Raw genomic sequence first — 19479 nt, 5'->3', positions numbered from 1 at the left:
TAATACAGTAAGTATCGCCAAAATAATAATTTCTTAATACACCGTAATTATTAAAAATGGAGGTTTAAAAAAGCAAAAGACCCTCCGAAAAGGGTCTTTTATTAAAAACTAAATTTTTAAATGCTTATTTATTCTTAAGCTTAATAAGGTTAAGAGCAGAACCTGCCTTAAACCATTCTATTTGAGCTTCGTTATAAGTATGATTAGCCAAAATGCTGTCTTTGCTTCCGTCAGCGTGAACCACTTCAATCGTGATTTGCTTTTGTGGAGCAAAATCAGCTAAATCTGTGAAGTTGAAAGTATCATCTTCTTGGATTTTATCATAATCATCTGGCGTAGCAAAAGTTAAAGCCAACACACCTTGCTTTTTAAGGTTGGTCTCGTGAATACGAGCAAAAGACTTAACGATAACCACTTTTACACCCAAATGTCTTGGCTGCATAGCGGCGTGCTCTCTAGAAGAACCTTCACCGTAGTTATGGTCTCCCACTATGATGGTAGGAATTCCAGCTGCTTTGTAAGTTCTCTGTGTATCTGGCACGGCTCCGTATTCGCCATTAATTTGACTTTTTACAGAGTTTGTTTGCATGTTAAATGCATTCACACCACCTATAAGCGTATTGTTTGCGATATTATCTAAGTGACCTCTGAAACGTAACCACGGTCCTGCCATAGAAATATGGTCGGTAGTACATTTACCGTAAGCCTTGATTAACAATTTGGCACCATCAATATTTTTGCCATCCCAAGGAGAGAAAGACTCTAATAGTTGAAGTCGCTCAGAATCGTCTTTTACATTTATTTTTATGCCACTACCGTCCGCATCTGGCTCTAAATAACCAGCATCTTCTACGTCGAATCCTTTAGGAGGAAGCTCAAGACCTGTAGGCTCTTCAAATTTCACTTCCTCACCTTTATCGTTTATAAGGGTGTCTGTGATAGGGTTGAAGTCTAAGCGACCTGCAATAGCAACTGCTGCTACTAATTCAGGAGAACCTACGAATGCGTGCGTATTTGGGTTACCATCAGCTCTTTTTGCAAAGTTTCTGTTGAAAGAGTGAACAATGGTATTCTTCTTCTTGTCTTCCGCACCTGCTCTAGCCCACTGTCCAATACATGGTCCACAAGCGTTCGTGAATATGGTAGCATCTAGGTCAACAAAAACTTGAAGTAAACCATCTCTTTCTGCGGTAAATCTTACTTGCTCAGAACCTGGGTTGATACCAAATTCAGCTTTCGTTTTCAATCCCTTGTCTATAGCTTGTTTTGCTACAGAAGCTGCTCTAGACAAATCTTCGTAAGAAGAGTTGGTACAAGAACCAATTAAACCCCATTCTACATCTAATGGCCAATCGTTCTTGATAGCTTTCTCTGTCATTTCACCCACTGGCGTAGCCAAATCTGGTGTGAAGGGTCCGTTAAGGTGAGGTAATAAGGTAGAAAGATTAATTTCAATGACTTGGTCGAAGTATTGCTCCGGGTTGGCATAAACTTCAGGGTCACCGTTAAGGTGTTCTTTAATTTCGTTGGCAGCATCGGCTACGTCATCTCTTCCTGTGGCTCTTAAATAACGCTCCATAGACTCGTCATAACCGAAAGTAGAAGTTGTGGCTCCTATCTCTGCACCCATGTTACAGATGGTTCCTTTTCCAGTACAAGACATTGAACTTGCACCTTCACCGAAATACTCTACGATAGCGTCTGTTCCACCTTTAGCGGTTAAAATACCAGCGACTTTAAGAATAACATCTTTAGGAGAAGACCAGCCAGAAAGCTTTCCAGTTAATTTAACACCGATTAATTTAGGGAATTTAAGCTCCCATGGCATTCCTACCATGACATCTACAGCATCTGCTCCACCTACACCAATAGCCACCATTCCTAGTCCACCAGCGTTTACTGTGTGAGAATCTGTACCAATCATCATTCCTCCAGGGAATGCATAGTTTTCTAAAACCACTTGGTGAATAATACCTGCACCTGGCTTCCAGAATCCGATACCATATTTTCTAGAAACAGACTCTAGAAAGTTAAATACTTCGTTACTTGAATTCAATGCCGCCTGTAAATCCTTATCTGCTCCTAATTTGGCTTGAATAAGGTGATCACAGTGAACAGTTGTTGGTACAGCCACTTTTGCTTTTCCAGCTTGCATAAACTGAAGTAAAGCCATTTGGGCTGTTGCGTCTTGACATGCAATTCTATCCGGAGCAAAGTCTACATAATCTTTTCCTCTGTTGAAGGCTCTAGGTGTTTCTTCAGGAGAAAGGTGAGAGTACAATATCTTTTCAGATAGCGTCAAAGGTTTCCCTGTGATTTCTCTGGCTTTTTCTATTTTACTAGCCATTTGACTATATAGAGCCTTTATGATGTCAATATTGAATGCCATATTCTATGATTTTGAGTGTTCTAAATGTGCGGCGAAATTAATGATTTACGAATCTAGATCCTAAGTTTGCCACTATTATAACCCCGTTTAGAAAGGAATAATTTCATGAAAAGGACTCCTTGTTGAAGTCTTTTAAAGTATTTGGTCTGAATTTGGTGCTGAAGGCTTTCTAGAAAGGATTTTAAGAGTGGCTTTAATGGGATGGTATAAAAAGCAAAATCCCTCCAGTAGAGGGTTCTGCTCGCTAACTTGCTTACTTAAAAAACTGATTTAATCTTTCAATGAGGCCGTTGTTAATTTACCCTCATTATATATAAGTTCATTATTATTGACCCTGACTATTATTTTATCAGGCACAGATTTTCCATCCAAAGAGAAGGCTAATTTTTCTGTGCCAAAATCGTCAAGGAAATAATAGGTGTCGGCTAGTTTTACTGAAACCATCCCTTCTGAGAAATCTCTAGCGGAATCGTAAATGATAGGAATAATAACCTCTCCATATTGATTTATGAATCCAAATTTACCATCCATTTGAACTTTGGCCATTCCTTCATGGAAATCTCCAACACTACTAAATGTAGGTTCTATTATTTCTTTACCATCGGTGTTTATAAAACCCCACATATTATTTCTGCTCACGGCATAAAGACCGTTGTTGCTTTGGATGGCCTTATTTAGACCAGAAACTTTTACAGTTCCCTTTTTATTTATGATGCCAAATTTGCCGTCCTGAAAACATAGGGCGTGCCCATTAATAAATTCAGAAATGTTATCAAAGTTTCCTTTAGAGATAGGTGCACCTTTTTGATTTATGATTTTGGTTTTGTTTTGGTCTATTACCGTGGCAATTCCTTCCTTAAACGTAGAGGCAATGTTGTACTGGAAATCTATGATGACCTTATTGTCGGCGTTAATATATCCCCATTTGCCATCTCTCATTACGGGTGCCAAGCCTTCGGCAAACCCCAGAGCAAAGTCATATTCAGGTTCAATGATGATTTCTCCATCTCTGTTAATATAACCGCTTAGGTTGTTTTGTTTTATCACTGCAGTTTCTCCAGTGAAACTCATAGCAAATTCGTAAGTATTCTTGATAACTTCGGCTCCATTGATGTCCAGAAACCCAAATTTTCCGTCTTTTTTGAATAGGGCTCTGTTGCCACTAAACGCTTCTAGATATTCGTATTTGATTTCTGTTATTGCTGTTCCATTTTTTAAGATAAACCCAAACTGATTGTTTTTTCTAACAATGGCAAAACCGTTTTCAAAATCAGAAGCATATTCATATTCACAAGGAATAAGTATTCTACCTTCTTTATTGATAAAACCATAAAGTCCGTTGATCTTTATTTTACATCTACCATCATTAAAGGAATAGCTAGCATTAAAACTAGACATAGGAAGGTAATTGTTTTCGTTGGCAAAAGTCACCAATGATGAGAGCAAAAAGACGAAAGCAATTAAGGCGGAAGTGAATTTCTTTTTCATATTCGTTTATTGTCTAGAGTACATTTAGGTAATTACCAATTACGTGCCAACAAGTGCTTTAAATGTCTTCTAAGAGGGTTTTTAGGATGAATAAGGTGTTTTGGATATGTGAATATAAACTTCAAGTATATACGTTTGCATAATTGCTTTTTTAATCGTCTTTCCGATTTATTAAAGTGAAATACCGTGCCAAACAACACGTATATACTTATTTTTTTATTGAGAAAGTTTCAAATCAGTATTAATGGGTGTTTTTAAAGTATGAAAGCTAAGGTTTGCAGTCCTAGTTTAATGGGTTGTTTAGTTTATTTGTTTAAAGCATTTCGCTGTCTTATCCTGGTTATAATTTCATTTTCATTATTTGTGACCAAGAAATTGAATTATTTCCGTTTTTAAAGATTGAATCTGGTAGTAGTTCTTCTGTCAAAGTAGAGTCATAAGAAAAAGACAGTCAAAGGAAAAACGCTTTAAATTGAATTACGCTTTTGAAAAATTAATTGTTGAGCTCCGAGTAGCATAGCGAAATTGCCTAATTATAGCAACGTTGGGCTCTCGGCACTTACATGCATGATGTACACCATTTTAACGCTTATTACGCATAATAAGGTAGTAAGACTGGCTTAAAAAGAGAAGAGGTCAGCTCCTTTATGGAACTGACCTCTTCTTTTAATTTAATATACGAGTTTAGAAACTGGCTCCAGCCACTAGTTTTCCATTCGTGAAAATCATTTGATTGTTGTTTACGCTGACAATAATTCTTTCAGGTATAGATTTCATATCTAAAGCCACCGCTAGTTGCTCCGTGCCTAGTTTATCTATAAAATAGTAAATGTCATTACTTCTCACGGAAGCTACACCTTCCGAAAAGTCGTTCGCATTTTCGTAAATAACAGGAATGACTATTTCTCCTTTTTCATTAATAAATCCATACTTACCATCTCTTTGAACTTTGGCTAATCCATCTTTAAAATCACCCACTTTACTGTAAACAGGAGAAATCATTTCGTCTCCACTGTTATTAATGAAACCCCAATTGTTATTTTGTTGGAAAGCATAAAGGCCATTACTGGACTGAATGATTCTATCCATACCAGAAAATTTGATATTTCCTTTTTTGTTCATCACTCCGAATTTGCCATCTTTAATAAATAAGGCATAACCATTAACGAATTCAGAAATGTTTTCAAAATTATAATCTGTTACTAAATCTCCTTTGATATTAATAATCGCCGCTTTCCCATTTTTTCTTACTGTAGCCCTTCCATCTTTGAAATTAGAAACGAAGTCATATTCAAAAGCTAATGCAACTTTCCCACTTTCATTGATAAATCCCCATTTACCGTTTTTAAGCACTGGAGCCAAACCTTCTGTGAAGTTCATGGCAAATTGAAATTGCGGCTGTATTATGGTATTTCCTTCTCTGTCAATATAACCAGAAAGCATATTTTCAACGACGACGGCATAATTTCCTTCAAAGCTCAATGCAGATTCAAACGTGTTAGATATTACTTCATTTCCGTTCTTATCTAGGTAACCATATTTGCCATCTTTTTTGAAAAGGGCTCTGTTTCCTTGAAAAGCTTCAAGTGCTTCATATTGAATAGGAGTTAATAATTTCCCTGAAGTAGAAATAAAACCGTAGTTTTTACCTTTTCTTAATATAGAAAAGCCGTTTTCGAAATCAGAAGCATTGTCGTAATCGCATGATATGATAATGTTTCCTTCCTTATTCAGGAATCCAAACTGACCGTTTATCTGAATTTTAGAAAGGCCATCCTTAAAAGCGTATCCTGCTGTAAATCCCTGAGCCGCTGTTTTATCTGGACCAGTGGCATGAATGAGCGTAGAGGATAAAAATAGAATAAGTATGGTTAAGGCAGTAATAGATTTTTGCTTGATCATGATAAGGGGCATTTATTTACCTACCCAATCCCAAATTCTATGCCAAATACCTTATACGTTTGTTATTATTCGATTTTTTTAATGATTAATCCTCGATTTAAAAGCTAAATAGCTAATATTTTCAAAAAAAGAAGATTTAATCTCTTACTGCTTGAATGCCCGTGCCAAATTTGTGTTTAAGCCAAATATTTTGTTGAATAGAAAAGAAAAGGGCTTAATCTTGAGTTTTAAGACACATTTTGTTGGGAAAAAGATTTTTAAGTTAAAGCAGCTGCGTATTGCATTTCGTAAAGGTTAGCATATGCTCCTTGTTTTTTCAAAAGCTCATCATGGGAACCTATTTCCACAATTTTCCCCTTATCTACCACCACAATCTTATTTGCTTTTTGAATGGTGCTTAATCTGTGGGCTATAACTACAGCGGTTCTTCCCTTCATCAGTTTTTCAATGGCCTTCTGGATAAGCTCTTCAGATTCTGTGTCAATCGAAGATGTAGCTTCATCTAAAACTATAATATTTGGGTTTTGAACCATGGCCCTTACAAATGAGATGAGCTGTCTTTGACCTACAGATAGGGTAGCCCCACGCTCCATCACATTATAATCATAGTTCCCTGGCAGCTGCATAATGAATTGATGCACACCCACCATTTTTGCCGCTTCTATAATTTGTTGGTCAGAAATACTATCATCTCCGAGCGTAATGTTGTTTCTAATGGTATCAGAGAATAAGAAAACATCTTGAAGCACCATACCAATTTGTCTTCGAAGATGTGATAGCTCGTATTCCTTTACATTTATACCATCAATTTTTATATCCCCTTTATTGATTTCATAAAAACGCGTTAATAAATTAACAATAGAACTCTTTCCTGCTCCTGTGGCACCAACAAACGCCACCGTTTCTCCTTTTTTAACATGAAAGGAAATATCCTTTAAAACATAATTATCATCCTTATAAGCAAACCAAACCTTCTCAAAGCTGACCTCTCCTTCAATCGGCGTGGTGATAGTGCCATTATTTTGCATAAATTCGTCACTATCTAAAACTTTCAATATTCTATCTGTACTCACAATTCCCATCTGAAGCGTATTCACCCTGTCCGCTATCATTCTAATAGGTCTGAAGAATTGATTGATAAACATAATAAAGGCCGTAATGGTACCGAAAGTAACATCGGCTGCGGGATTCAAAATCTCTTTGGCACCATACCAAACCACCAAGCCCACACCAAGAGCAGAAATGACTTCTACCACCGGATAATATACCGAGTAATAAAGTACAGACCTGATGTTGGCGTCTCTGTGTTTCTCGTTGATGTCTAAAAACTTTGAAAATGATATTTTTTCTGAATTGAAAACTTGCACCAAACTCATGCCTGTAATCTGCTCTTGCATGAAGCTGTTTAAATTAGAAACGGCATTTCTGACTTGGTTGAAAGACTTTTTTACCTTCTCTTTAAAGATATAGGTGCTAATAAGCATGAGCGGAATGGTGCTTAAGCTTATAAGCGATAAACGCCAGTCTGTATAAAACATGACCGCCATGATTAGGATGAGTTGAAGAATATCCCCAGCGATAGCCGCAAATCCGGAACTAAAGACATTTGAAAGTGTCTCAATATCTGAAATGGTTCTGGTTACCAGTCTTCCAATAGGTGTTTCATCAAAAAACCTGAGCTTAAGGCTAAGGATTTTGTCATAAAGCTCTATTCTAATATCTCTAATAATATGCTGACCTAACCATCCCGCTAAATAGGTATTGAAAAAAGAGAGTAAAGAGGATGTAAACAATAGCCCAATCATTATCATGAGCATTTTAGTCAGCTCAGAATAGCTGCCACTTGTAATGGGCCCGTCAATGGTGTATTTTATCAATAATGGCATAATAGGAGACATAACAGCTCCTAATAATATGAACACCACTAACATTATAAACCGACCTTTATAAGGGTTTATGAATGTGAAAAGCCTTTTTAAAACAGCCTTATCAAAAATTTTTCCGCTTACTTTTTCTTCTTGCAAGATTTCGCTTTTTAGAGTCTTTACCTAAAACTACAGACCAAATGTTTTCGTTCAGATATTCTAAAGGAAGATAGCTCGTATATTTCTAAGCTATTTTCTCTAAGCTTTTTCTGTTGGCTGTTAGAATATCCTTTATATCCTTTGTGCTTAGTGCCGCAGATATAAACATCGTCTCAAACTGAGAAGGTGCCAAATAGATACCTTGCTGTAACATATTTCTAAAATAATTACCAAAAGCTACCGTGTCTGAGGTCAGAGCAGTTTCAAAATTAACCACTTTTTCTGCAGTAAAGAATAAGCTATACATAGAGCCCACCTGATTCATAGTGAAAGGTAGACCAAGGTCGTTTAAGTCTTTTTTTATTCCATGAACTATCTCCGAAGTAGTCTGCTCTATTTGTTCATAAACCTCAGGATTATCTCTTAAGTGACGTAGCATGGTCAAACCAGCAGACATGGCTATAGGGTTTCCAGAAAGTGTTCCTGCTTGGTAGACAGGCCCTGCCGGACTTACATAATCCATCAATTCTGTTTTCCCACCATAAGCACCTACTGGCATTCCTGCTCCTATAATTTTACCTAGGGTAGTCATATCAGGAATTACGCCAAACCTTTCTTGTGCCCCGCCTATGGCAAGCCTAAAGCCTGTCATGACTTCGTCAAAAATCAAAATTATTTTTTCTTCGTCACAAATTTTTCTCAAGCCTTCTAAGAAACCTTCTGCGGGAAGTACGCAGCCCATATTTCCTACTACGGGTTCTAAGATAATCGCAGCAATCTCGCCTTTATTGGCAGCCACTAAAGTTTTAACGGCTTCTAAATCGTTATAAGGTGCTAGTAAGGTGTCTTTGGCTGTACCTACCGTTACACCAGGGCTGTTTGGTTCGCCCATGGTTATGGCACCACTTCCGGCCGCTATTAAAAAGGAATCACCATGACCATGGTAACAGCCTTCAAATTTTATAAACTTATCTCTTCCCGTAAACCCTCTAGCCACTCTTATGGCAGACATGGTAGCTTCTGTGCCAGAGTTAACCATTCTTACCTTATCAATAGAAGGCACGAGTTCCGAAATGGTTTTAGCCATTTCTACTTCCAAAGAAGTAGGTGCTCCAAACGAGAATGAATTTTTTAGAACTTGCTGCACTTTCTCTTCAACGGGCTTAAAAGCATGCCCTAGCAGCATTGGCCCCCAAGAGTTGATAAGATCAATGTATTGATTGCCATCAACATCATATAAATAGGCACCTTCGGCTCTATCCATAAATATTGGATTTCCACCTACAGCTTTAAATGCTCTTACAGGAGAATTTACACCTCCAGGGATATATTTTTGTGCTTCAGCGAAAAGCTGGTTACTTTTTTCAGTCATTGATATTTACTATTTCGAATCTTCCGTGGTTATATTTTACAATTGGAACCAGTTTATTTTCAAAACTCTTGTTTGAATAATTGAAACCAGAAAGAAGAAGGTCATCCATTTGAGGGCTCTCATTGAGGTTTAAACGGAATATTTCTTTTCCATCTTTTAACATTCTGGCATAAAATAGCATCATGTCATAGCCTAAATAGGCATAGTAAGAAGGAATCATCTTCATTCTAGCGATATAAGCCTTATTGAAATCATGGACAGAACTTTTTTCTGTATTGATAAATTGTGGATAGATGATATATAGGTTTTTGGATAGCAGGCTTCTAGAGACAGATTCCATATTAAAACAGGCGTCGGTTGCTATAACCGTGGAGTCTAATTTGTTTTGACTCAGAGCTCTTATCATCTTAGGACCAAATTTTGAATCACCCGTCATAAAAACGTGACCTACATTCTTCTTATTAATAATGGAAGACTGGTCGTCAAATCTTTTTTCTTCGATTATTTTATAACCTCTTTTCTTGGCTGTAATACCGTAGATGTGAGCCAGAATAGAATCTTTTCTGGAACCATCGTGATAGATACTAACCGTCTTTTGTCTTCCTAAAGATTCTACGTAGTTTAAGCATTCTTCCGCTTGAGTTTCATTGGATGCTTGTACCAGAAATCTTGAATCCGAGTCGACTATGAGGCTTCTGCTATTAGAAATAGGATGAACTTGGAAGATTTTATTCTTGTCGGCAAATTCCTCAGCAAGTTTATTTGGTCTGCCGTAAAGTGGACCAAAAAACAAGTCGATCATCTTGAAATTTTTATCATTCAAATACTTCTGAAGACTTTCTGGGGTCTTAATAACATCAAATCCGTAAAGCTTTACGGGGATTTTTTCTTTGGCAAGTTTTTCTGTGGCCATCTTCATGCCCATATACATGTCGTAAACGAACCTGTTTTCGCCCGTGGCATCTTTTATATTGATGTCTTCTAGTTCAAAAGGCAGTAAAACTCCTATGTCTATAGTTTTGTCGTCATAGCTTCTTTCATAATTAACTTGACCATTTGTGGAGCGGCTGCCTTCTTCTGGTAAAATCTCAAAAAGGTCTGTGAGTTTATCAGATAGCTCTAGATCCGTTTTGGTATTATATTTTCTGTTTTGAATCCTTTTTACCAGTGTCTCCGCAATGACCCTTTCATTAGGGAATTTTTGATTTAGCTCCTTAAGAAGTAGAATGTTTTCGATTTTTGGGATGTCTGTTTCCAGTAAGCCTTGTACGTCTTCTTCTAGTTCCTTAGCGTTTATTCTATTGAGGAAAGAAAGCCCTTCTTCATAGTATTTATCTTTAAAGTTGGCGTAGGCATATAGGTAATAAACCTCATCTATTTTCGACCAATCTGGGTATCTGGTAAATAAATCTCTCAACGAAGCCCTAGCCTGGTAGGCTTTATTCTCCTTTAAAGAGGCCAGAGAAAAATAATAGAGGACATAAGGAACCACCGCATTATCATAGCTGGGAGAAGAAAGGGGCGTTAGCTTCTGTAAAACACCCTTAAAGTCATCTTCGGCGTATAGTTGAACAGCCGCCTTATAATCTAAAAGGTACTCTTGGTCAGACCGTTGTGCGGAAGCCAAATGAGCCAAGAATATAAATCCTATTACGAAATAACGCATATGTCTTTTGGGGTTCTATAGTAAAAAAACAAAGATGTTCTGTACTAATCAACGCACAGAACACCTTTTATTATTTGTTTTTATTCTTACGCTGCTTCAAATCTTGGGCTTTTTGTTTATTAGCTTCTTCCTGAGCTTGAAGTTGCTTTTGCATATAGTCCGCAAATTTGTTTTTCTTTTTAGGCTTCGTAGCGTAATTCTTTTTGTTTTCTAGTAATACCGCTCTGATTTTATCTTCATCTATAAATCTCTTAACAGTAAGCTGCTGACCAATAGTTACTAAGTTAGAAACTAAATAGTAGAAACTCAAAGCTGCAGGGAAACTGTTCAAAACAAAGAAGAAAACCAATGGGAAGACGTAAGATATCTTTTTCATATCTATGGGTCCTGGCTGCTCTGGCGTAATCTGATTATTGTAATAAGTAAATGCCAAACTGGAGATGGTCATTAACACAACAAAAAGACTCAAGTGATTTCCTATAATCGGCAAACTGGTAGCCCAGCTAATAGGTGCATCATAAGTAGAAAGGTCATTTGCCCATAAGAATCCTTTCTGACGGAACATTTCCATGTTTGGAAAAAGGAAGAAGACAGACATTAATATAGGCATCTGAAGTAGCATAGGTATACAGCCACTAAGCGGACTAACGCCTACCTGCTGATAAAGCTTCATGGTTTCTTGTTGAACTTTAACGGTGTCATCACCAACTCGCTCTTTAATTTCTGCTATCTCAGGAGCTAAGATCTTCATTTTAGCCGAACTGGTATAAGATTTATAAAGTAATGGTGTTAAAGCAAATTTGATGATAAGAACCACTACAATAATAAGGAAACCGTAATTAGAGAAGAACTGCTCTAACCAGTTAAAAAGAGGCACAAAAACGAACCTATTAATAGGTTTTACAATGTCATAGCCCAAATAAAGGTTCTTGGTGAATCCTTCAGAAATTGGCTTAAGATCTTTAATCGTGTTTGGTCCGAAATAGAAGGTGAAATTTCCTTTACCTGAGGTCAATCCGCTATATGGGATTTGGGCAGAAACGGTAGCATCTTTTACGATTACAGTGTCATTTTTTGGCGTAAGAAGGGTCAAACTTAAATTTTCGAAGGCCTCATTTTTGCTCACTAAACCAGTGGTGAAATACTTTTGTTTGAAAGTAAACCAGGTGATAGGCGTTTCAGCTTGCTCTGTGTCATCACCAACGCTTCCTAGACCTATGTCTTCGAAATCGCCATCAGTTTCATAATAGTTTATTTGTGTGGCTTTACGGTTTTCTTCTAAATCGTTTTCTAACTTTTTAAGCTTATTTTCCCATTTCAAGTTAACGGGCTCATTATTTATTAAGCCTGAAGTACCTTCAAAGGCTAAATCGTAATCTAGAGCGTAGCCTTCTGCAGGAAGCGAATAGGTCTGTTTTACAGATTTACCTTCTGCTAGTGCTAATTCTAAAACAATGCTACTGGCAGTTTGTGCAGAAACATTGAAGTAAAGGTTAGAAAGGTTTACTATGCCAGTGGGTGTTTTAACCTCTAAGTCAATTTTTGAACTAGATTCGTCAATAAGCACAAGGGGGGTATCAATACCCTGATTATAGTTATCGTACGTTTTATGCTTTTTTAGAATGACCTCTTTAATCTTTCCACCTTTTGAGTTGATGATTACTTTAAGATCTTCGTTTTCTAGCGTGAATTCTTCTGCAGTTCCATTAGCTGCAGCAGCAAAACTTCCGTATTGAGCTTGAGCCGAAGCCGAATCTAAAACTATCGGTTGGTTGTTTTCCGCAATTATTTCCGCAGATGAGGATACCTGTGAACTTTCCGCTACCTGAGGCTCTGCAGGTACAGCTGGATAGAAATACATGTACGAACCGTACATCAAAAACAAGAGAATAAAGCCTATAATATAATTTTTATCGAATTTTTCCATTGAGGATAATTGTTGTAACAAAATTTCCGCAAAAATCGGAAAAAACTTTGACCTGAGTGAAGTAAAAAGTGATTATATGAGATATTTAAGGATAATAGGCGATATAAACGTTTGGTCTTTAGATGTGCTAAATGGTTTGATGCTAAAAAACGTAAGTTTTAAATTGATTTAGGCATGGGACCAACGGCACACCACCCGCCATCTACAATGAGGTTCTGGCCAGTGATTTGCTGTGCCTCGTCAGAAAGTAAAAATAAGGCGGCAGCGGCTATATCCGAAGTGGTGGAAGCTCTTTTAGTAGGAATGAGCTCCGCCCAGCCTTCTTCATAACCTTTTACTGAAACCGTTCTTTCTGTAACCGTGGCTCCTGGGGTAACGGCATTTACCGTTATGCCATAACCAGCCAGTTGTGTTCCAAGAGATTTAGCCAGAAAAGCAATAGCAGCTTTGGTCATTCCATAAGCCTCCAGCTCGTTGTGAGGTTGAATTCCGGTGGTGCTTGAAAGCATTATTATTCTACCTCCTGTTTTCTGTTTAATTATTTGTTTTGCTGCCTGCTGAGCTATAAAAAAAGTACCATTAATATTGACATGAAGGAGCTGAGACAATTGCTCTTCCGTATAGTCCAAGAAGGGTCCAAATGTGGTGATGCCAGCATTGGCAATAACATAATCTAATGCTCCAAATTGCTCAACGGAAGCTGCTATAAGTTTTTTGATGACTTTTAAATCTCCAGAATCTCCTCCGATGAAAACTGATTTTCCATTTTTTGATAAGCCCTCTACGGCCATCTGTCCCAGTGCTTCATCAAGGTCGTTCAAAACAATATTGGCACCTTTTTCCGCCATGCGTTTCGCCATTTCAAAACCAATACCTTGACCGGCTCCTGTGATAATTAAAGTTTTATTTTCGAAAGACATGGGCTGTTTTAATTTTTATAAAGGTTGATTTTGATGGAAATAAAGCTTTCAAGCTCAAAGTACCATGGAAATCAGACAATATGCATTCGGATGGGATTTACCATCATAAAGTTCTGCTCTTATAATTTATTGCAAAATGGCATTAAAGCTTCAATATTGAAATTTCCAAGAACAATATTGATGGAATTCCTAACTTTGTATCGCTCATTCAGCAGAAAAAATAGATATGACAAAAATAAAATCAACAACTGTATTAGGTATTGTTCATAATGGTCAAGTTGCACTGGGAGCAGACGGTCAGGCTACTATGGGAAATACAGTGGCTAAATCAAATGTTAAGAAGGTTCGAAGGCTTGCAAATGGTAAAATCTTGGCGGGTTTTGCAGGAAGCACGGCAGATGCTTTTACTTTAATAGAAAAGTTTGAAGAGAAATTAGGTGCCTACGGAGGAAACATGAAAAGGGCGGCTATTGAGTTGGCTAAGGATTGGAGAACGGATAGATACTTGAGGAAATTAGAAGCCATGATGATAGTGGCCAATAAAGATGAAATGCTGATCATCTCTGGCACAGGCGATGTGTTAGAGCCTGACAATCAAATAGCTTCCATTGGTTCAGGAAGTATGTATGCTCAGTCGGCGGCTATTGCCATAAAAAAACATGCGTCTGGCCTCAGTGCTAAAGAGATGGTGGAAGAAGGACTACACATAGCTGCGGATATTTGTATCTACACCAATCACAATTTGGTCATTGAAACTTTGGATTAATTAGGGCATTATTCATATAAGTGCTTAACTTAAAGCATTAATTACTTCCTAAAAAATTTTATGGCCTCTGTTTTTGCTAAAAACTTCAGATTTTTAAGAGAAGAAAGAGATATTTCCCAAACAGATATGGGAAACAGGCTTGGGCTTACTAGAGCATCTGTGGATGCCTATGAAGATGGCCGTGCCATGCCGCCGTACCCTAAGCTGAAGAAAATAGCAGACCATTTTAATCTAAGTATTGAGTGTATTACAGAAGATAAACTCTGGAAAAGTCCGCTGGAAAAGGAAATTGAAAGATTAAAACAAGAGGAAAGCTTTAATCTAGATTACGAAGAGCCCATTAAAAGAGAAGAAGGTAGCGATGCTACCTTTGAAGAGCAGTTAACTTCTTTGAATATTAAGCTAGAGGATAGGTCAGAAAATCTTTTACCTGTTTTCCCTTTGGTAGAACGCAGACATTTCGCCAATTATCTAAATGATACTTGGTCGGAACTCAAATTTGAGCTTAAACAATTGTCTTTCAATTTACCGCCTGACGAAGAATATCGGGCTTTCGAAGCAGGAGATGATTTCCCCGTTAAGAATAGTGTGTTGGTAGGGGCTCTCATTAAAAATTTTAGCCATATTCAGGATGGTGAAAGATACATCGTGGTTTCCGTTAAACATGGCATACTATATAGAACGGTTTTTAACCAAGTTAATAGAAAAGGAACACTCATTTTAAGTGGTGAAGTAGGGGAGATCAGCACCAAAGAAATCTCCATTTCTGAGGTGAAAGAAGTTTGGGAAGTAAAGGCTTTTATGTCCTATGCTCTTCCAGAACCTGCAAAAGATTTATCTGTTGCCATGGATTTGGCAAAGCAGCTTAAGAAAGAATTAAAACGATTGAAAGGAAATAATTAAGATAGATACTGCTGTATTTTAGAAGGCTGTATCAGATAGCTTTTTCCTAATTCATACCAAAGATCGTCTCCAATATTTAGGTAAAGACCAGATTTCTGAGGCGTTCTTTTACTGGCTTGCTCAGGTCTAAACTCACCGGAAAAAACATCTTTTAAGAAGACGTTAAGATCCTCCCAGGGGTGCACTGTTTTTGTGCCGTTTACTTCTTCAGAGTATGTCCTATCCTTAAAAGTGGCTTGAAAAATATGCTTTTTCGTTTCTGAGCTTGAAATTCTTAGCACACTTAAATTTAAAGGTGCTTCTCTGCCAGATGCTTCAAAAGCGGCTTGCTGCAACTCTTGAATAAAAACCAATAAATATCCGGTTTCGTCTGGATAACCCGTCTTACCCTTAAAGGTGATCTGCCAGAAATCTTCGCCAGATCTAAGCTCCGACTTCTTTCTTAGATGAAGGTCGTTGGCAATGTCGTTGATATAACTAGCCCAGTTTTCATTCAAATCTCCTGACCATTTTAAATCATCATCTTCAGAAAATCCTTCATCTTCAATTTCGGATATATCTAAGCCATCTCTATCAATATAGGTAAGCTCAAAGTCCATTTTAAAGCCCTTGCTCGTATTTTCTTCTAGTGTAATTTCCACCGCATAAGCGTATGGAGGTGGTACTAAATCACTGGTTTGAAATTGAATATGCATTGACAGTCTTGGTTTTATCTATTTTACCCGAACCCGTTCTTTGGAATGGCGAGAAGTAAACAACTTCCTTTGGGACATCAAATTTAAGCATTTTGAGTTTTAGTAGTTCCAAGATGCCATTTTCTTTTGCTGAGCCTTCTATGAAAAGTACAAGTTTTTGACCAAGCCGCTCATCTGGAAGTCCATAACAAAAGAAAGCACTTTTCAGGCGTATCACCGTGTCGATTTTCTGCTCTAAGGTATCAAGGTTTAGTTTGATACCACCACTGTTTATCACACGGTCTATTCTACCCTGCAGTTTAAATTCCTTAGGGCTAATTAGATCTACTATGTCGTTTGTGGTTATCCATTTATCCTCTGTAGCTTCGTTTTTAATACAAAGGCATCCTCGTGAGTCCGTTTTGATTTTGGTGTCACCCAGGGTTTTGAAATTCTGGTCCACCGCATCTCCATTCAGTCTTTTAACGGCCATGTGCGTAACCGTCTCCGTCATGCCATATGTAGCATAAACAGGAGCCTTAATGGCCTTTATGCTTTTGGCCAAGGTCTTATTAATGGCTGCACCGCCTATAATGATGGCTCTTGCGGTGTTAAGAATGCTTAGAGCTTCTTCGTTTTTCACCAATTTCTCTAGCTGCATGGGTACAAATGCAAAAAAGTTTCTACCCATATTTTTAGAAACAAAGTATTTTTGATTTCCCAAGTTTTCTAAAAAATCTCCCTCAGGAGAAATAACCAATAAATCGGCACCAAGTTCTATAGCCCTAATAATCATGAGCTTACCAGCTATGAAATCCATAGAAAGGTTACAGACAAAAAGGGTGCTTTGGTCTAAATAAAAATTCTTGGCCGTTTGAGCTACCGAGGCCTTAATTTGTGCTGTAGAAAGTTTTATATTTTTGGGTTGCCCCGTTGAACCCGACGTCTTTACTTCCAAGTCATTAACACCTCTTTCCCATTCAATAATAAAGTCTTTAACTTTTTTAAAGTAAGGACTTGAAGAAGCAGAGTTTATAAGGTCGCCATCGGAACTTCTAAAAATCATCTATTCAAAAACTCTTACTAAGTTGTTTGTCTCATCAAAAGTAACAGCATATTTGGTCAGAGGGCTGGTAGCTGGCCCTTTTTTAACCGCTCCAGTAGCCGCGAATTCGGATAAATGGTTAGGACATAGGAAATCGTTGGTGCTGGCTCTATAATTAATGATAGTGCCTTCATGAGTACAGGCTGCTGCTACTGCAATAAATGTATCGTTTTGGGTTCTGGCCACTATAACGCCATTGGATACTTTAAAGCCACCTTTGGTGTTGAGAGCTGAATTGGCAGAAAGGTTTAAATCTAAAGTGATATCTACTTTTCCGGTATTGCCTCCAGGCATTGGATCAGGGATTTCGGTGTCGGCACATGCTTGTAAACAGTTCATGAGTAGAATAGCCCCAAAGCCCATTCCTACTTGTTTCATGAATTCCTTACGCTCAATGGTTTCTGTTTTTTTTTCCTTAGGTAGCGTATTGATTTCCATTTTTTTTAACTTTTAATGTGAGAATATGTCCTGAATCTATTTTCTATTTAATAAACGAAAAAATACAGGAGTCAGTCCACTTTAGACCAATATTTTTACTAGACGATGGCGAAAAGATTGGCTTTAATTAGCTTAATAGCAATGGCCAAAAGAATTAAACCAAACACTTTTTGGAGTACTTCTATGGTGGCAGGACTAATTTTTCTTTCTAACCAAGAAGAAGATTTTAAGACAATATAAACTAAGATGAGGTTGATTAAAATACTAACAATAATATTATCCACATGGTAAGCCGATTTTAGGGATAAAAGAGAGGTCATGGTGCCGGCTCCTGCAATGATAGGGAAGGCTAGCGGAACAATAGAGCTAGACCTAGCACCCGTAGATGGGTTGTGTTTGAAGATTTCTCTTCCCAGAATCATTTCAAAACCCATTAATAAGAGTATGGTGGCTCCTGCTACTGCAAACGAATTTACATCTACACCAAAAAGTGCTAATATTTTTGTTCCAAGGTAGAGGTAGCCAAACATCAAAACACCTGAAAATAAGGTGGTTCTTTCTGCATCAATACCGCCAGTTTTTTTTCTAATATTTAATATGACAGGGATAGAACCCAGTATATCAATAATGGAAAAAAGAATGAGAGAAACAGATAGGATTTCGGTGAAATCTAACTTCATTATTTTAAAGCGTGACTTAAAAAAGTCTTTAGTTGATGATAGTCATGGTCGGGTATTGCGGGGAAATTGGCCACCCTAAAGGTGTTGTTTTTCCATTCGCCGTAACCATTACCCAAAAGTATTTCATTTTCTTGGGCATTGACTTTGATTCTCGAGATTATTTTTTCGTCTCCGGTTATTGCTACCACCGTTGAAGAACGTGTTTTTTTGTTATAAATCAAAGGTTTTACCATTTCAAAACCTTCTAAAAAATCATAAAAATCATTGGCTCTTTCTTCAAGTTTGGCAGAAACCGTGGCGATATTTTCAAGTTGTTTTAAGAGTCTATTCAATAGAAAAATAGCTAAAATGTTTGGCGTGTAATGTGTCTGATTTTTAAGGAAATTCTCTCTGATGAATAAGAAACTGTTGTAATGATTTCTTTCATTAATAATTTCAGCTTGAGCTATGGCTTTAGGCGAAACTATCAAAACGCCCATGCCAGATGGCAGTCCCAAGCATTTCTGAACGGAGGCCAAGAAAACATCACCTGACGAAAAATCGATGGTCTGTCCGGCTAAGGACGAGGTGACATCAAAGCATTTTAAAAAATGCTTTGGGAGGGCGTTTAAATTCTCATTATTAATAAATGTGCCATTGGACGTTTCGTTTTGAACCACACAAAAACAGTCATAATTTTCTGCTATCTGAACCTCCCGCAATTCTTGTTCCAAAAAGAACCTTGAGCCTCGTATTCCCATTGTTGCTTCAATACTCTTTTCTACCTGTGGGCTGGGGTTGGTGACGGTATATTTAAACCATTTTTTACCGAAGGCACCATTATAAGCAAACTGAACATTTCCTGATAATAAAGATTGAGCCACAATCTCCCAACACTCAGTAGCCGAGGAGGTGAAAAAGACCTCATAATCAGGAGGAATATTCATCTTTTCTTTAAAAAGAAGGATGGTTTCTGCTAGCATAACCATGAAGTCTTCACTTCTATGGTTTCGCTCTAAAATACCGGAATCAAAAGCCTCCAGCGTATAATTTTTGACCTCTGGATATATTTTGGATGGGCCTGGATAAAAATTCATAGTTCAGATGATTTTACACAAAGGTCGTGAAAATAAGTGGTGGAAAAATTCACTAGTGATAGAAGTTTTTAACAAGTTTTAGTCTTGGTCAGATGCTTTTCTAAATGATTGGAGGCGTGCTGTAAACCATAGCATTTTGACGTTTTTTC

At 37.5% G+C, this 19479-nt stretch carries 15 protein-coding genes; 2 read left to right on the top strand and 13 right to left on the bottom strand.

All coding sequences use genetic code 11. The features are described 5' to 3' along the window. Window positions 1-124 precede the first annotated feature (124 nt). The 8 genes from ACSBFT_RS09755 to ACSBFT_RS09720 form a co-directional block, all read right to left on the bottom strand. A complete protein-coding gene (locus ACSBFT_RS09755; protein ID WP_489604456.1) occupies window positions 125-2389 on the bottom strand; it encodes an aconitate hydratase in 2265 nt (754 codons plus the stop codon). Between the two features lie 270 nt (window positions 2390-2659). Continuing rightward, entirely contained in the window at window positions 2660-3877 is a 1218-nt protein-coding gene (locus tag ACSBFT_RS09750; protein WP_489604455.1) for a WG repeat-containing protein, read from the bottom strand. Between the two features lie 684 nt (window positions 3878-4561). Further along, complete coding sequence (locus ACSBFT_RS09745) at window positions 4562-5779, bottom strand: WG repeat-containing protein (protein ID WP_489604454.1); 1218 nt, start codon at window positions 5777-5779, stop codon at window positions 4562-4564. 257 nt (window positions 5780-6036) lie between these two features. Then, window positions 6037-7803, bottom strand: coding sequence for an ABC transporter ATP-binding protein (locus tag ACSBFT_RS09740; RefSeq protein ID WP_463044813.1), 1767 nt, complete (start codon window positions 7801-7803; stop codon window positions 6037-6039). 85 nt (window positions 7804-7888) lie between these two features. Then, window positions 7889-9175, bottom strand: coding sequence for a glutamate-1-semialdehyde 2,1-aminomutase (gene hemL, locus ACSBFT_RS09735; protein ID WP_463044812.1), 1287 nt, complete (start codon window positions 9173-9175; stop codon window positions 7889-7891). After that, window positions 9168-10841, bottom strand: a complete 1674-nt coding sequence (locus tag ACSBFT_RS09730) for a hypothetical protein (RefSeq protein WP_489604453.1) — start codon at window positions 10839-10841, stop codon at window positions 9168-9170. The genes hemL and ACSBFT_RS09730 overlap by 8 nt, the downstream gene beginning before the upstream one ends. A 70-nt stretch (window positions 10842-10911) precedes the next feature. Beyond that, window positions 10912-12768, bottom strand: coding sequence for a membrane protein insertase YidC (gene yidC, locus ACSBFT_RS09725; protein WP_489604452.1), 1857 nt, complete (start codon window positions 12766-12768; stop codon window positions 10912-10914). A gap of 158 nt (window positions 12769-12926) precedes the next feature. Continuing rightward, entirely contained in the window at window positions 12927-13688 is a 762-nt protein-coding gene (locus ACSBFT_RS09720; RefSeq protein ID WP_489604451.1) for an SDR family NAD(P)-dependent oxidoreductase, read from the bottom strand. 226 nt (window positions 13689-13914) lie between these two features. Between ACSBFT_RS09720 and hslV the strand changes: the two genes are divergently transcribed. Then, window positions 13915-14454: an ATP-dependent protease subunit HslV gene (gene hslV / locus ACSBFT_RS09715; RefSeq protein WP_489604450.1), complete on the top strand. Its 540-nt coding sequence runs from the start codon at window positions 13915-13917 to the stop codon at window positions 14452-14454. 60 nt (window positions 14455-14514) lie between these two features. After that, complete coding sequence (locus ACSBFT_RS09710) at window positions 14515-15357, top strand: helix-turn-helix transcriptional regulator (protein ID WP_489604449.1); 843 nt, start codon at window positions 14515-14517, stop codon at window positions 15355-15357. Here ACSBFT_RS09710 and ACSBFT_RS09705 read toward each other — a convergent pair. The 5 genes from ACSBFT_RS09705 to ACSBFT_RS09685 form a co-directional block, all read right to left on the bottom strand. Beyond that, on the bottom strand, window positions 15354-16052 hold the full coding sequence (locus ACSBFT_RS09705; RefSeq protein WP_489604448.1) for a hypothetical protein: 699 nt from the start codon (window positions 16050-16052) through the stop codon (window positions 15354-15356). The two genes, ACSBFT_RS09710 and ACSBFT_RS09705, sit on opposite strands and share 4 nt — an antisense overlap. Further along, window positions 16027-17097 carry an AMP-binding protein gene (locus tag ACSBFT_RS09700; protein WP_489604447.1) on the bottom strand — a complete coding sequence of 357 codons (1071 nt, stop codon included), beginning with the start codon at window positions 17095-17097 and terminating at the stop codon, window positions 16027-16029. The genes ACSBFT_RS09705 and ACSBFT_RS09700 overlap by 26 nt, the downstream gene beginning before the upstream one ends. Beyond that, window positions 17098-17574, bottom strand: coding sequence for a QcrA and Rieske domain-containing protein (locus ACSBFT_RS09695; protein ID WP_489604446.1), 477 nt, complete (start codon window positions 17572-17574; stop codon window positions 17098-17100). A gap of 98 nt (window positions 17575-17672) precedes the next feature. Beyond that, a complete protein-coding gene (locus tag ACSBFT_RS09690) occupies window positions 17673-18254 on the bottom strand; it encodes a MarC family protein (protein WP_489604445.1) in 582 nt (193 codons plus the stop codon). After that, window positions 18254-19330: an aminotransferase class V-fold PLP-dependent enzyme gene (locus ACSBFT_RS09685; RefSeq protein ID WP_489604444.1), complete on the bottom strand. Its 1077-nt coding sequence runs from the start codon at window positions 19328-19330 to the stop codon at window positions 18254-18256. The genes ACSBFT_RS09690 and ACSBFT_RS09685 overlap by 1 nt, the downstream gene beginning before the upstream one ends. Window positions 19331-19479: the final 149 nt, after the last annotated feature.

Source organism: Arcticibacterium sp. SM2516, from assembly GCF_057914865.1.
Note: the sequence above shows the minus strand (reverse complement) of the source record. Positions and strands in the feature narration are given on the sequence as shown.